Raw genomic sequence first — 15,093 nt, 5'->3', positions numbered from 1 at the left:
AGGATTATAATGCTGATAGATAGCGTAAGGTTAATACATAAGGAGGTTCATCATGCTCGACGTCTTAATTATCGGCGCAGGCCCATGCGGTCTAGCAGCTGCCATTGAGTGCGGCCGCCAGGGCCTCAGCTGCGAGATCATTGATAAACACAACGTAGTCCATTCCATTTATCTCTATCCGACCCATATGCAGTTTTTCAGTACGGCTGAAATGCTTGAAATCGGAGAAGTTCCGTTCGCCATATCGAATGACAAACCGTACCGGCACGAGGCGCTGGCCTATTATCGCCGGGTCGCCAAACATTTTAACCTGCATATCTCCCCATACGAAGAAGCTCTCACCATTGCCAAGCAGCCTGACAGCAGCTTTCAGGTGAAGACGCTGCGCCGCGGCGGCGAAGAGACCCTTCGACAAGCCAAACACGTAGTCATTGCTACGGGTTATTTTGATCATCCGAATTATATTGGCATTCCTGGTGAAGACTTGGAGAAAGTCACCCATTATTTCCGGGAAGCCCATCCTTATGCCGGCATGAAAACGGCGATCATCGGCGGCAGCAATTCCGCGGTGGATGCGGCCATGGAGCTGATCCGTGTCGGGGCCGAGGTTACGATGGTCTATCGGGGCGAGGAAGTCTCGCAGAACATCAAACCTTGGGTTCGGCCCCTGTTCGACAGCATGGTTCAAAAAGGGCATATTCAGCTTCATCTGAACTCCCGTGTCGTTCAAATTGCGGAGTCCTCCATTACCGTGCTTTCGAATCAGGGACAGGAATCGATCATCGAAAACGACTTTGTATTGGCATTGACCGGGTTCCGTCCTGACCGCAAACTGCTCGCCTCTTCCGGCGTCCAGCTTGATGAAGATATGGAGAAACCTCTCTATAATCCGGATACGATGGAGACCAATGTTCCGGGACTGTACGTCGCCGGTGTAATTGCATCCGGCCGCAATGCCAATGAGGTGTTCATTGAAACCGGCAGGCTGCACGGCCGATTGATCGCGGAGCATCTGGGCACAAAAGTTTAGCCAACGTCTTTCAGAGCGTACATTCCGGGAAGACAACCCGTGTGTAATTGATGTTTTTTGCGATATCAGGAAGGCTTGCTCATCGGTAATTCATACTTGCTGATATCTAAATCATAAGGAGTGATCTCCAATGGACGTTACCTCGCTCATTCTGCTGGCAATGGCGGGCCTGGGCATTATCAGCAGCAATTCCGCTGTGACCATAGCCATGCTGACTCTGCTGCTCATCCGCGTCACAGGTTTCCAGCAAGCCTTCCCATGGCTTGAGAAATACGGGCTGACCCTCGGCATCATTATTCTCACCATTGGCGTGATGTCTCCGCTGGCGAGCGGCAAAATGAGTCTCCAAACGATCGGCGAATCCTTCCTGAATTGGAAGTCGCTTCTGGCCATCGCCGTCGGCATGCTTGTCGCATATCTGGGCGGACGCGGAGCCACGCTGATGGGCAGCAACCCTACGGTAGTCGCCGGCCTACTGGTCGGCACCGTGCTCGGGGTAGCCCTATTCCGCGGGGTGCCCGTCGGGCCGCTCATTGCAGCCGGCCTGCTGTCCTTACTTATCGGCAAATCGTAAAGTCTTTACGGTTCAACAGATATTTATAGGTAAATAGGATAAAGGCCAAAAACCTCCCTTAGGTTTCATGAACCCTAAGGGAGGTTTATTTGTTCTATATTTAAAGTACCATCCGGACGGGCCGTTACCATATATCGTCTATTTTATGGTATGATAGCTATCGTATTTCACGGCTTTTCCCGTATTTCCCTACGAATTAGGATGTATCAGGAGGTAACACAATTGTCTTCAACGAATACCGATTCGGCCACCGCCCCGTTAAAGCAGCTTCCCATGCTGCTCTTCAGGCAGCTAAGGCCGAAGCAATGGACCAAAAATTTGTTAATATTTGCAGCCCCCCTCTTTTCGTTTGAAACGGTAAGTCCGGGGTCGCTTGTTGAAACCTTGATCGGTTTCTTCCTGCTGTCCTTCGTTTCGGGCTGCGTCTACATTGTGAACGATTATGCTGATCGCGAAGCGGATCGCAACCATCCGGTGAAGAAATACCGGCCCATGGCCTCGGGAGCACTCCCGCCTAAGCTGGCTCTCGTGTTCGGCATTCTGCTGCTGATCGCTTCGCTGGTCGTCTCTTATCTGCTCAATCCGCTGTTTACCGCGTTATTGCTGCTCTATTTTGCCATGAACGTAGCTTATTCCTTCCGGTTGAAACATGTTGTCATCATCGACATCATGATTATCGCGGCCGGGTTTGTGCTGCGCGCCATCGCAGGCGGGCTCGTTATTCACGTCCCGTTCACGCCCTGGTTCCTTTTATGCACCATGCTGCTCTCGCTCTTCCTGGCAATCGGCAAGAGACGGCATGAGCTTCATCTGCTGCAGCATGACAAGGGCTCTCACCGCAAGGTGCTTGATCACTACTCGTTTGATCTGCTCGACCAGATGAGCAGCATCGTCACAACGGCAACCATCATCAGTTATTCGCTCTTTACCTTTACGTCCGGCAGGACCGTTCATCTTATGTGGACCATTCCGCTCGTCATCTACGGGATGTTCCGTTATCTTTATCTGATTCATATCGAGAAAAAGGGCGGTGCCCCGGACCGGGTGCTTCTGGAGGACTCGCACATCCTGGTTACCGTGATCCTCTATGTCATCAGCGTTATCGGAATATTGATCTATTTTGAGTAATTAATAAAACGGCAATTGAGGGAAATTTTATGAATCAGAAATTCGCTATTTTTGACATCGACAAAACGGTCATCCATACGGACTCCATGTTTCAATTTTTGATGTACGGCATACGAAAACACCCGTCCACGACACCGGTCATCCTGAAAGTCGTGCTGCATTCCCTGCTCTACAAGCTCCGTCTCTTGGAAGCCGAAAAGGCAAAAAGCGCTTATTTTCATGCCATGCGCCATATGGATGACTCCGACCTGAAGCATTTTTATGAAACGGAATTGAAGCCTGCCATCTTCCCGGATGCGCTGAAGGAAATGCAGCTGAAAAAAAGCGAGGGCTATCATGTCCTGCTCGTATCCGCGTCCCCCGACGCTTACATGAGATACTTTGCGGAGCTGCCCTGCGTCGACGCGGTCATCGCCACGAAATTATCCGTTCGGGATGGGCGTTTCACGTCGATGATTGAAGGAAACAACTGCAAGGGTGAGGAGAAAGTGAACCGGATTCAGCAATACCTAAGCGAGCAGCGGCTGGCCATTGATTACGACTCTTCCTTCGCGTACTCCGATTCCTTATCCGACCTGCCGATGTTTCGGCTTGTTAAGCACAAATATTTGATCAATCAAAAGTCCGCCCATGGATGCGAGGGATTAACATGGAACAAGTAAAAGCGCAGAGTGCCCCGCGCCACCTAGGCAAGCTGTTTATGATCTTATCGGCTTTTTTGACGGCGACCGGCCAGCTGTTCTGGAAATGGGGGCACGCCAATTTGTTGTATATGGGAATCGGATTTGTCTGTTACGGCCTGGGAGCCATCCTCATGATCAAATCGTTTTCCCTGGAGAAGCTGTCCGTTGCTTATCCCCTGATGTGTATCAGCTATATCGTGGCATTGTTTTATGGGGATTTCTTTCTGGATGAGCCGTTAACCTTGAAAAAGCTGGCCGCCGTGGCCCTGCTTGGAATCGGGGTGACATTAACCTCCTATGAAAAGTGACGTGCCGCTGTACTTGCTTCTGCTCCTAATGACCTTGCTGGGCTCGCTGGGCAGCGTATTCTTCAAAGGATATACCGCGGGTAAACGAATCAAGCTGCTGCTGATCGGTTTTCTTAGCTACGGTTTGGGAGCCATGTTAAATATTTACCTGCTTGGGAAACTTCCGTATACACTGGTGATGCCGGCCAATGCCCTTACGTTCCTATGGGCGCTGCTGTTTGCCAAACTGGTGTTCAAGGAAACCATCGGCATTCGAAAAATCGCCGGCGTTGCCTTTATCATATCCGGGTTGCTGCTGCTGATCTGGTAAATGAATGCCGCTAGGCCGAATCTCAATACATATCACGGATAGATTGGTGGAACGAAAAACATGACTTTTATCAGTTATTTATTTGGAAAAAGAAAAGATAATTACACGGCGGTCGGGCTAAGCGTCTGCCTTGCCTTATGGTATGTGTTCATGAACCTTCCCTTTGTGACATACATCAAGGATCACGCAGCCGAATTGATGCCTCACAGCCCATTCTACGGTGCGCCCTTTACGCTGAATCTGTTTAACTTCGACCCTTCGATGGAGTATGGACCGGAAAATATTTCGATCATCCATCCGTTCATTAATTTCCTGACGAGTCCGCTAACAACGATGATCGGGAGCTCCAACCTCCCTTATCTTCTGATTCAATCCGTCTTGAACGCCTTTAGTGCAGCCTTGGTTTATTACATCGTTCGGCGAAGCGGAGCCGGATGGCTTCTGTCCTTCGTAACGGCGGCTTTCTTCGGTGTCAGCTCGTATTCGCTGTTCACGGCATTCATTCCGGATTCATACGCGTATGCCCAATTCATGATTATTCTGTCGGCCGCTTATTTGCACTACAGCCGGTTGGAGGACCGGTATGCCGTTTTGCCAAATGCCTCCCTGGCCCTGATTAATTTCGGGATCACGTCCACGAATGTGGCAACGTTCTCGGGTGCGCTGCTGATCAGCCTGTTCGATTATCGACGCCGGAAGGATACGTTCAAAAGGTTTATCATCATTATGGTGGTTTTTCTGGGGATGGTGGCGATCGTCACCCTGCTTCAGCACTTGCTGTTCTCCGGCAAGACATGGATCGCGAATGTGTTTTCAAGCGTGCAGAACGGTGCGCTTAGCTATGTTTCTCCCTTTTCATGGGAGCATCATTCCCGGGTCTTCTACATGCTGTTTGTAAGCCCGATCCTGTCACCTGAGCTTGCCATGATCGATCCGGGAATCGCGGCGTTCGTGACGGATCTGGCCAAACCGTATCCGATCCATGTCCATATCGTCGGGATCGGGGTACTGCTCCTGGCAGTCCTGTCCTTCATCAAGGGCATCCGTTCCCGGGATACCTGGGCGTTTTCCATCTACGTTCTGTTCGCCATTTTGCTGCACATCATCGTGGGGTTCGGATTGGCCACATATGCTTACGATCTCTACCTCTACGCAGGACATTATCTGTTTGCGCTGTTCGTGCTTGCTGCGCTGTTCATTGCCAAGACGAAGAGCCTCCGGCTTCAACAAGTCCTCACCGGCGTCATGGCGCTCTTCCTGCTCATCACGCTGGTCAACAATATCGTGCTGCATGGTCAGTCGCTGGACTATATTCAGACGACCTATGACACGGTGTTCAAACATATCGAGAAATAAGACTGTAAAAAAAACAAAAGACCCGTCCCCCGAAGCATGGCCGAATACCATGCCTTGAAGGACGGGTCTTTCGTGTAACTAAGTCTCCAAATGCTGCACGTTGTACAGTCTGGCATAGCTTCCATCCAGATTCATCAGTTCGCCGTGCGTGCCCTGCTCCGTAATTCTTCCATTCTCCAGCACAACGATTTGATCGGCGTGCGTTATGGTCGAAAGACGATGGGCGACGATCAATGTAGTGCGGTTGCTCGCTAGGGATTGCAGCGCCTGCTGGATCAGATGCTCGGACTCCAAATCCAGCGCCGAAGTCGCCTCATCCAGCACCAAAATGTCCGGATCCTTGAGAAAAACGCGGGCGATCGCCAGTCTTTGCTTCTGTCCTCCCGACAGTTTGACGCCGCGTTCGCCTACTTCCGTGTCATAGCCTTGCGGCAGCTGGGTAATGAAGTCATGGGCATTGGCGGCTTGGGCAGCCGCGACGATCGCAGCTTCATCCGCCTCCGGATTGCCGAACAGAATATTTTCTCGTACGGTGCCGCTAAAGAGGAAGTTGTCCTGCAGGACCATGCCCACCGATCCGCGCAGGCTGTCCAGCGTCAAATCCCTGACATCGTGGCCGTTAATCTTCACCGCGCCCTGCTGCACATCGTAGAATCTCGGAATCAGTCCAATCAGGGACGATTTGCCGCCGCCGCTCATGCCGACGAACGCAATCGTCTGTCCCTGCTGAATGGTCAGGTTAATATCTTGAAGCACCCATCCCGCTGCGTCATTGTATTTGAAGGAGACACGGTCGAATTCGATCTGTCCCGCGGTCTTAAGCGTTTTGGCATTCGGACGGTCCACGATGTCATACGGCTCGTCCATTAGCTCCTTGACCCGCTCCAGCGACGCTGAGGCCTGCGTCAGCACCGTTGAAGAGTTAATCAGGCGGCGAAGGGGCGCATACAACCTGTCGAGATAACCGAAGAAGGCAACAAACGTACCTAATGTCAGATCTCCCTGGATCACCCGGTAGCCCCCGTACCCGATAACCAGAATAGGCGCAATATCGGTCAGCGTGTTAATCACCGAGAAGGTCAGCGCATTCCAGCGCGTCTGGGCCATCGCTTTATTCAGGAAATTTCCGTTGATGCCTTCGAATTTCTTCTGATCATAACGCTCCAGGGTAAAGCTTCGGATGACCGAGATCCCTTGAATCCGCTCATGCAGGTATGCCTGAATGCCCGCGAGAGCCTGCGACCGGTCTTTGGTCAGGCGCTTAAGGCGTTTATACAGTAAGTTCACCGCTAGTCCGTACAGAGGCAGAATCGAGATGGCAACCAGCGTCAAAACGGGATTCATGAAGAGCATGACCACTAATACGAACAACAAGGTGAACATATCCAGCCAGATGTTCATCATGCCGACTTCGACCAGGTTTTTCGATTGCTCCACATCGTTGATAAAACGCGATATCGCCTCGCCTACCTTGGTGTTCTGGTAATAACGGAGGGACAACCGCTGCAGATGCGCATACAGCCGGTTGCGCATGTCAAACAAAATACGGCTCGTAATGAACTGCGCAAAATACTGCCTCAGGTATTCCACCGGACCGCGAACGATGACAAACAGCACCAGCGTCCCCCCGAGAATCCACATCAGATCCTGGATTTTCTGCTCGATGCTCATCTGCTGATTGATCAGCAGATCATCCACGACATATTTCATGATCATGGGCAGCAATAACGGGATCGCGAATTTGATCATGCCGATGATGAGGGTGAGAATGATCCACTTCATATACGGCTTAACGAACGGATAATAGATTTTCCATGACTTCAAAGGTGAATCACAGCCCCTTTCTTCAGATTATAGAATGCACAAGTTTTCTGCGAAGGTGAACCCCTTCGATAATCGCAAGAAAAACGCCCTTCTAAATGCTGTCTGCCTTCTGTAAAGGTACATCGATGGAGGTTTTTCTAAAGGGACATCCATCCAGTGACAGTCGAAGAGCAGTTGACATTTGAGAGCTTCAATGCTTTATTAGTTCTAAACTCATGAAATGTATCATGTCTGCAGGAGGATTTAGTCATGACCAGAATTTTCGTGACGGAGGCGGTCATGCTGGCCATTTACGGTCAGCTGTTAGTACCACCCAAACCCGTCGAATACATCATTCCATACACCACGATTTTGGAATTATATGAGCTTCATACCACGGAGGAACATCTCATGAATAGCAGTGCTGATGACCAGCACGTCAAAATAAAGATCGGCGAATTGATATCATATTTCGAAGAGCCGCTGAATAAAAAGAAAATCGAGCGGGCCCTCCAGGTTCCCTGGTCCAAAAGCCCGACCATTCCCGTTAGCGAAACCACTCGGGTCTCGGTCATGAACACGATGGACACCGCACCGTACGGAGAGTCCTTCGATCCCATTGAGACCGAACTGCTGCTGGCTTCCCAAAAAGCGGAGGCTCCCATATTGACGGATCAATACGAGTTGATTCAGCGCATCGTTGAAAGCGCTCTTCCCGTACAGGTCTATGATATCGACGATTTTGACTTTGCGCTGGAGGTCCCGTTATCCGGGCAGCCGTAAGTATCTTGTGTACATGCTTACACAAGGCAAAAGGAGTCCCTTCCCCGGTTTGAATGGGGCAGGGACTCCTCATGTTGACCGAAAAAAATTCCCCGTGCGGGGAATATAAAGCAAACGCATCTGCCGCCACGAACGAGCCTCAGCTCTTCTTTTTTACCTTATCCAGCAAGCGGATCGTGATGGCATCCATAGCGGGCAATGCCTGGAAATCAAAATATTTAAGAGATACTTCCGTATTCGGGGACAAATGAATGGCGCTGTGCAGACCGGTTGCCGCGTACACGCCGATTACATAATATACCTCATCTCCACCAAGCTGCTTCTTCATATACTCCGGACCTGATACAAGGTCCAAGAGTCGCATATCGTCCGCGGTCAGGCCGCTCTCTTCCCACAGCTCTCTGGAGGCCGTGTCTTCAAGAGCCTCGCCGGGCTTCAGGCTTCCGATCGGGAGTCCCCACTCGTCCCTGTTCTGACGTTTCAGGAGCAGAATCTCTCCGTTATCGTTCAGCACAAGCACCGCCGCTTTCACACGGACCACCGAACGTTTGCCGATATACTGGCGAATATCACGGTGATATACGCTCATCTTGGGAGCCTCCTTTCCCTAGATGGCGCTGCAGTCTCTCATCAGGTTAATTTACTGCGCCCTCTTCTTCATAAATATACGAAATGTCATCCAAGGATTCCTCATATTTCACGCGTAGCGTATACCCTTTCAAATACCACAGATCCTGCTCTTCCATATAGAAAGTTACCTCTTCCGAACGCTCCGTCAGTCCTGCTTCCCTTGGCTCTTCTACCGAAATACCGAGCGAAAAGCCGGGATGGAGCCCGCCGCCTGAGCTATAGCGTGGAAAGAAGCGAACGAACGTGCCGGCTTGAAGGTCGAGTTCCTTCTTGTACCAACGTGCTGCCTGATCGCTGACTTGAATTTGCATGTGTCGTGCACCCTCCTTAGACGTTATTTTATGTTGATCCCTATCTTTTGGCAGACCGGAGATCTTAGGGACGGTATCCATATTTAGCTGCAATATTATCATAACGCATACGTACGTTAGGATACAAATCATTTTGATAATTAAATAGTGACATAAGGTTCCGGCCTTCCTTCACTATAAGAATAACTCGCGGGGAGCCGAAAAAATAAGTTTGACACATTCCAGTTCATGGTGATAAAATTCAGTCCATACGAGATCGATTTGAATAAAATGTAAAATGACGAAGAAAGGGTGAGTGACATGCTGAAATTGTTTGCGATGGATATAGATCATCTGGATCATCATTCCCTACAATTCAATATGGATCGACTCCCCGCTGGTGCTGTCTCATCATCATCAAGCCTCGTTCATTCGTTGTCGGAATGATTCGAACGAAGCTGCTGACCTTTGCGCGGAAGACATGATCACCGTGCGTATGATAAGTTCAAAATTAATGAAGCATATCGTCCGTCATCGGATGATGTGCTTTTTTTGGTTTTTGCGGATGATATGATGCCAGAACGATACGAAAGGAAGGGATAATGTGTTTGCCGTACTTAAAAATTTAGGCTGGTTTTTCAAGCGTGAGAAAAAACGTTATTTGATCGGCCTGGCGCTGCTCATCTTTTGCGGATTGGTTGAGCTTCTGCCGCCGCTCCTGCTCGGAAACGCCATTGACGATATCGTCAGCAGTTCCATAACCTGGGCGTCCCTCGTCCAATACCTGCTCATGATTCTCGGCATTGTTGCTGTCGTTTATTGTGCTACGTACATATGGATGCACCGATTGTTCGGAGGCGCAAACCTCGTGGAACGCCTGCTCCGTACCCGGTACATGAACCATTTGCTGCGGATGCTTCCTCCGTTTTTCGAGCGCAACCGTACCGGGGACCTGATGGCCAAAGCGACGAATGACCTTCGCTCCGTGGCTGCAACCGCCGGCTTCGGCATGCTCGTCATGACGGACTCCACCATCTACTTGATCGTCGTCCTGTTCGCCATGGGCTTCATCGTCAGCTGGAAGTTGACGCTGGCCGCGATTCTGCCGATGCCGATCATTGCCATTGGCATGGTGATCTACGGAAGAGCCATTCATAAGCGCTATACGCTGGCTCAAGATGCCTTCGGAGACATGAACGACCAGGTGCTGGAATCCGTAGCCGGCGTGCGCGTCATCCGCGCTTATGTGCAGGAACGCGCCGATCAGCAGCGCTTCCAGGATATTACGGATGACGTATATCGTAAAAATCTGGCGGTTGCCAAAGTGGATGCCTTATTCGAGCCGACCATCAATTTTTCCATCGGTCTCAGCTACGTCATCGGTTTGGCCTACGGGGTGTACCTCGTGTTCCAAAATCAAATCACGCTCGGAGATCTCGTATCGTTCAATATGTACCTCGGGATGATGATTTGGCCGATGTTTGCGATCGGGGAATTGATCAATATCATGCAGCGGGGTAACGCATCGCTGGATCGGGTCAACGAAACCTTGAAGACGCCGCCGGATGTTGCCGACGTCGCGGACCCCGTAAACGTGAAGGTTCCGGACACGATTCAATTTAAGGATGTCACCTTCCGTTACCCGACCTCGACGATCAAAAATTTGCAAAATATCAGCTTTACGCTGCAAAAAGGGCAGACGCTAGGCGTTGTAGGACGCACGGGCAGCGGCAAATCGACGCTGCTGAAGCAGCTTCTGCATGAGTATCCGACCGGAACCGGGGATATCCTCATATCCGGCGTGCCGATGGAGAGGCTCGCGACCGATCAGCTCCACAGCTGGATCGGGTATGTGCCGCAGGAGCAGATCCTGTTCTCCAAGACGGTGCGCCAGAACATCCAATTCGGCAAGAAGGATGCCAGCGACGAATTGATCATGGAGGCAATTACGACCGCTGCGTTTGACCGCGATCTGGTCACCCTGTCCGATGGTCTTGATACCGTTGTCGGCGAAAAAGGCGTGGCGCTGTCCGGCGGGCAAAAACAGCGGGTTTCCCTGGCCCGAGCTTTCATCGGTGACCCTGAAATCCTGATTCTGGACGATTCCTTGTCCGCGGTGGATGCGCGCACGGAAGCCAGGATCATCGATAATATCCGGAGCAAGCGCGCCGGTAAAACGACCCTGATCTCCACGCATCGCCTCTCGGCGGTCCAGCATGCCGATCTGATCGTCGTGCTGGAGGACGGCCGAATCACGGAGCAGGGAACCCATGATGAACTGCTGGAACTCGGCGGCTGGTACCGCGAGCAATTCGAACGCCAGCAGGTGGAAAACAATCTGACCTCGGAGGAGGTGTCTTAATTGACTCCAAGCGATACAACCATCTCGAATGAATCCGGAATTGCCAAACGGCTCTTCCGTTATGCCTTAACGGCTAAGGGCACCTTCATCACCGCCCTGATTCTGCTGGCCATCGGCGTTGCCGCGGAGCTGGCAGGGCCCTTCATCGCGAAAACGATGATCGACGAGCATATCCTGGGCATCGAGCGTCCCTATTATGAGACGACGCAGGCTCAGGGTGCCGCATCCTATAACGGAACTTATTATAAACGCGAGGATCGCTTTCAGGAAGGCGAGACGCGAGGTCAGGAAGTGCGCCTCGTTCAGGCAGGCCGCAGCTTCTATTTCATTGATGAACCGGTAACCCGAACCGAGGGAAACCGTTCCTTCCAGGATGGCGTATTGACGATTTCCTACGCCTCGGAAGAGCTGCAATACCCGGCCGTCAAATTAACCAAAGAACAGCTGTTTGAATTTTACAAACCCGAGCTGCCCAGCATTTATAAACTCGTCGGCCTGTTCCTGATCTGTCTTCTGATCTCCATGATAACGGTATTCGGCAGAACGTACTGGCTCCAATCGGCAGCCAATCGGGTCATCCAGAAGCTGCGTGCCGATGTATATGCCCATATACAGCGCTTGCCCGTCAACTTCTTCGATAATCTGCCGGCAGGCAAAGTCGTTTCCCGGGTAACGAATGACACCGAAGCGGTTAAGGACCTGTTTGTTGCGGTATTATCCAACTTCAGCTCCGGCGCCGTCTATATCACGGGTGTTTATGTCGCCCTGTTCCTTCTGGACGTCAGACTGGGCTTGATCAGTTTGTTTGTCATCCCGATGCTGATTGTATGGACCATCCTGTACCGTAAATTCGCAACCAAATACAATACGGTTATCCGCTCCCGTCTGAGCGAGATCAACGCCATTATCAATGAATCCATCCAGGGTATGGCCATCATCCGTGTATTCCGCCGCCAAAAAGCGACCCAGGACGAGTTCGAGGCGCTAAACGCGGATTACATGGCCCATCAGAACAAAATGCTGAATCTGAACTCCTTCACCACGCACAACCTGGTCAATGTGCTGCGTAACGTTTCCTTTGTGGTCGTGCTCTGGTATTTCGGTTCGGCATCGCTGAACGGTGCCGGGATCGTTTCGATCGGCGTGCTGTACGCCTTCGTCGATCTGCTCGGACGGATGTTCCAGCCGATTACGGGCATGGTCAACCAGCTGGCCGCGCTCGATACCTCCATCGTCTCCGCCAAGCGGGTATTCGAGCTGATGGATGAAACGGGCGAAAAAGTAACGGATGGCTCCATGCCGCGATATTTGGGGAATGTGGAGTTTCAGGACGTATCGTTCGCTTACAAGAAGGACTACGTGCTGAAGAACATTTCGTTTGAAGCGAAGCAAGGACAGACGGTGGCGCTTGTCGGGCATACGGGCTCGGGCAAAAGCTCCATCATCAATCTGCTGTTCCGTTTCTACGACCCGCAAAAAGGCACCATCACGATTGACGGCCAGCCTGTCACCGATATTCCGAAGCAGTGGCTCCGCAAGCATATGGGAATCGTGCTGCAGGATCCGTACCTGTTCACCGGCACCATTGCATCCAATGTCAGCCTGGGCGATCCGGACATTACCCGGGAACAGGTAGAGCAGGCCCTTCGCGACGTAGGTGCCGATCGGCTCCTGGCCCATCTGCCGCAAGGCTTTGATGAGCCGGTGCTGGAGAAAGGCAGTACGCTTTCCGCCGGGCAGCGCCAGTTGATCTCGTTTGCCCGTGCTTTGGCGTTCAACCCGGCCATTCTGATCCTTGATGAGGCCACCGCTAACATCGATACGGAAACGGAAGCCTTGATTCAAGACGCGCTGGAGGTTCTGAAGCGAGGTCGTACAACGTTTATCATCGCTCACCGCTTATCCACGATCCGCAGCGCCGATCAGATTCTGGTCCTTCACCGCGGAGAAATCGTGGAACAGGGTTCCCATGACGAATTGATGGCATTGGGCGGAAGGTACTTTAAAATGTACCAGCTCCAGCAAGGAAGCTCGCCTTCGGTTCCGGAGAATAAGGAAACGGTGCTGGCCGCTTCCAACAGCAACTTGGCCGGAGGGCATTTATAGAACAAGTTAGGCAAAGCTAACGCAGTCATAAGAATACGGACCGCGGTTAATCGTAGTTTTTCTTGCGATATCCGGAAGGTCCAGGCTTCGAAGTCTATACTTTCTGACACTATAAAAAGGCTGTCCCCTGTCGAATGTAACATTCGCTTGGGGACAGCCTTCTTTTTTTACATCATATTCTGGAGGTACATAACAAGAATTACTTTGCCGAATCAAGAGTACCGGCTGCTTTGACCGTGATTTTGGTGTATTTGGACGGCACGAGCACGTCATCGGACGATTTTGAGATGACCTGCGGGTACATTTTGTCCGGATCGGGTTGCACCACCTTGAAGTAGATTACGGCTTCGGTGTCGCCAACATAGTCGACCGAAGTAATTTTAATGCCATATCCCGGATTCGGCAGATCTTCCTTGGTTACCGTGACTTTGTTCTGCGATTCGTCCACCTTGACAACGCTTGTGCTTACATCCGGTTCAGATTGCGCCGGCTCTTCGGGTATCATGTTCTTCTGATGCTCCTCAATGAATCGAATGGAATTGTATACGAGCTCAGCCGCTTCGATTCGCGATAAACTCTTCGTTGGATGGAACTTGTCGTTCGCGTCCAGCTTCGCGATTTTGGTTAACAGCAGGAATTGCACGGCCCCCCGGCTCTCCTCTTTCATCAGATCCTCGTCGGCCACATGCAGATACATCATGATCACGGGATAATTCCCGGTCTTCTGAATCGCTTCCGAGAGCAAGGTCGCGAACCCTTCGCGCGTGATCGGCTCACTCCATTTCATGTCCGCGGATACCGACAATCCGTTCTGAGCCGCAATGTTCACGGCTTCGGCAAACCAAGCATCCTTCGGAACACTGTCGAACGAGCGGCCCGTAAAGTTCGGCTGCACCTCCAGGCCGGCCGCATTCACGATCATCTGCACCGCCTGAGCGGTCGTTATCGTCTTGGACGGAGCGAATTTGTCGGCGCTGATGCCTTGGATAATCCCTTTCGATTGCAGTTCCTTCACCATTTGCAATGGCTTCTCCTCTTGTATATCCGTAAAAGCAGAGGCGGCGCCGGCACCGAGCAATGACGAAGTGACAAGCATAGCGGTTAATAATTTGGTTGTTTTTTTCATAGTTACACCTCCTATTATTCCTGACGCAGAGGTGCTGGAATATGTTTCATCTGAAGCGCATTTTCTTCTACACGCTTTTTTCGCTATCCAGGCCCAACTTTATATACATCTCGCGGGAATAGCCTTGAAGCTTCTGCTCCAGCGCTTGGGCTTGGTCCTTAAATGCCGTCAGCTCCCGTATCATTCGGGAACGGCCAGCCGGGCTAAACGTCTCATGGATCCGTTCTTTGAAATAATCATGAACGATATAGTTTCGCTGCTTCCATACTTCTTTTAATTGTAGCGTCTCTTCCTCGGAGAACGGAAAGTAATGCTGGATCTCATGGACCAGCTGGCCCAGGGAGCTGCTTAGTTTCCGCTGATATAATTCGGTGAAATCTTCCTCTGAAGGCACATTTCCTTGAGAAAGCTTGATCAGCATCAACAAATTCGCGAGCTGCTGCTCAAGGGCCTGTGAATAATACACCGCTAATCCGAAATAGGCAAACAGCTCTTTGGAGTGGTCACTGTCCAGCAGTCGAGTTTGTTTCATGGTATCCTCCTCTAGTATTGGCTGTCTTTACCGTTTCTATTTGTGTATATTCCTATGGTAAAGGAAGACTCC

General features: G+C 51.2%; 15 protein-coding genes. 10 read left to right on the top strand and 5 right to left on the bottom strand.

What is annotated here, in order from left to right:
- The first annotated feature begins 52 nt into the window (after positions 1–52).
- From BMX45_RS02090 to BMX45_RS02060, 7 genes are all read left to right on the top strand, one after another.
- Complete coding sequence (locus BMX45_RS02090; RefSeq protein ID WP_090908273.1) at positions 53–1,030, top strand: YpdA family putative bacillithiol disulfide reductase; 978 nt, start codon at positions 53–55, stop codon at positions 1,028–1,030.
- A 130-nt stretch (positions 1,031–1,160) separates the two neighbouring features.
- On the top strand, positions 1,161–1,604 hold the full coding sequence (locus BMX45_RS02085; protein ID WP_009590654.1) for a DUF441 domain-containing protein: 444 nt from the start codon (positions 1,161–1,163) through the stop codon (positions 1,602–1,604).
- A gap of 222 nt (positions 1,605–1,826) precedes the next feature.
- Entirely contained in the window at positions 1,827–2,732 is a 906-nt protein-coding gene (locus BMX45_RS02080) for a decaprenyl-phosphate phosphoribosyltransferase (RefSeq protein ID WP_090908272.1), read from the top strand.
- Between the two features lie 29 nt (positions 2,733–2,761).
- Positions 2,762–3,394 (top strand): HAD family hydrolase, encoded by a 633-nt coding sequence (locus BMX45_RS02075; RefSeq protein WP_090908271.1) that lies wholly within the window; start codon positions 2,762–2,764, stop codon positions 3,392–3,394.
- Complete coding sequence (locus BMX45_RS02070) at positions 3,382–3,723, top strand: EamA family transporter (protein WP_090908270.1); 342 nt, start codon at positions 3,382–3,384, stop codon at positions 3,721–3,723. Before BMX45_RS02075 ends, BMX45_RS02070 begins: the two co-directional genes overlap by 13 nt.
- Positions 3,713–4,033 (top strand): EamA family transporter, encoded by a 321-nt coding sequence (locus tag BMX45_RS02065; RefSeq protein ID WP_090908269.1) that lies wholly within the window; start codon positions 3,713–3,715, stop codon positions 4,031–4,033. Before BMX45_RS02070 ends, BMX45_RS02065 begins: the two co-directional genes overlap by 11 nt.
- Positions 4,034–4,093: 60 nt before the next feature.
- Positions 4,094–5,389, top strand: a complete 1,296-nt coding sequence (locus tag BMX45_RS02060; protein ID WP_090908268.1) for a DUF6080 domain-containing protein — start codon at positions 4,094–4,096, stop codon at positions 5,387–5,389.
- A gap of 78 nt (positions 5,390–5,467) precedes the next feature.
- On the opposite strand, the gene BMX45_RS02055 is transcribed toward BMX45_RS02060, so the two are convergent.
- The gene (locus BMX45_RS02055) at positions 5,468–7,213 is read right to left on the bottom strand and encodes an ABC transporter ATP-binding protein (protein ID WP_090908267.1); all 1,746 of its coding nucleotides are present in this window, start codon (positions 7,211–7,213) and stop codon (positions 5,468–5,470) included.
- A gap of 249 nt (positions 7,214–7,462) precedes the next feature.
- On the opposite strand from BMX45_RS02055, the gene BMX45_RS02050 reads away from it, so the two are divergent.
- Positions 7,463–7,975, top strand: a complete 513-nt coding sequence (locus BMX45_RS02050; protein WP_009590651.1) for a hypothetical protein — start codon at positions 7,463–7,465, stop codon at positions 7,973–7,975.
- A gap of 139 nt (positions 7,976–8,114) precedes the next feature.
- Here BMX45_RS02050 and BMX45_RS02045 read toward each other — a convergent pair whose 3' ends face one another.
- Both BMX45_RS02045 and BMX45_RS02040 read right to left on the bottom strand, forming a co-directional pair.
- Positions 8,115–8,564 carry an NUDIX domain-containing protein gene (locus tag BMX45_RS02045; RefSeq protein ID WP_090908266.1) on the bottom strand — a complete coding sequence of 150 codons (450 nt, stop codon included), beginning with the start codon at positions 8,562–8,564 and terminating at the stop codon, positions 8,115–8,117.
- 46 nt (positions 8,565–8,610) lie between these two features.
- Positions 8,611–8,916 carry a HesB/YadR/YfhF family protein gene (locus BMX45_RS02040; RefSeq protein ID WP_009590696.1) on the bottom strand — a complete coding sequence of 102 codons (306 nt, stop codon included), beginning with the start codon at positions 8,914–8,916 and terminating at the stop codon, positions 8,611–8,613.
- A gap of 583 nt (positions 8,917–9,499) precedes the next feature.
- On the opposite strand from BMX45_RS02040, the gene BMX45_RS02035 reads away from it, so the two are divergent.
- Positions 9,500–11,257 (top strand): ABC transporter ATP-binding protein, encoded by a 1,758-nt coding sequence (locus BMX45_RS02035; protein ID WP_090908265.1) that lies wholly within the window; start codon positions 9,500–9,502, stop codon positions 11,255–11,257.
- Positions 11,258–13,363, top strand: a complete 2,106-nt coding sequence (locus tag BMX45_RS02030; protein ID WP_090908264.1) for an ABC transporter ATP-binding protein — start codon at positions 11,258–11,260, stop codon at positions 13,361–13,363.
- Positions 13,364–13,562: 199 nt separating this feature from the next.
- Here BMX45_RS02030 and BMX45_RS02025 read toward each other — a convergent pair whose 3' ends face one another.
- Both BMX45_RS02025 and BMX45_RS02020 read right to left on the bottom strand, forming a co-directional pair.
- Complete coding sequence (locus BMX45_RS02025) at positions 13,563–14,489, bottom strand: S-layer homology domain-containing protein (RefSeq protein WP_090908263.1); 927 nt, start codon at positions 14,487–14,489, stop codon at positions 13,563–13,565.
- Positions 14,490–14,556: 67 nt separating this feature from the next.
- Complete coding sequence (locus BMX45_RS02020; RefSeq protein ID WP_090908262.1) at positions 14,557–15,021, bottom strand: hypothetical protein; 465 nt, start codon at positions 15,019–15,021, stop codon at positions 14,557–14,559.
- Between the last annotated feature and the right edge of the window lie 72 nt (positions 15,022–15,093).

It is taken from the genome of Paenibacillus sp. cl141a, assembly GCF_900109305.1.
In the GTDB taxonomy this organism is placed as follows: Bacteria; Bacillota; Bacilli; order Paenibacillales; family Paenibacillaceae; genus Paenibacillus_AQ; species Paenibacillus_AQ lautus_A.
The sequence above is the reverse complement of the archived record's forward strand: the minus strand, read 5'-3'. Positions and strand labels throughout refer to the sequence as shown.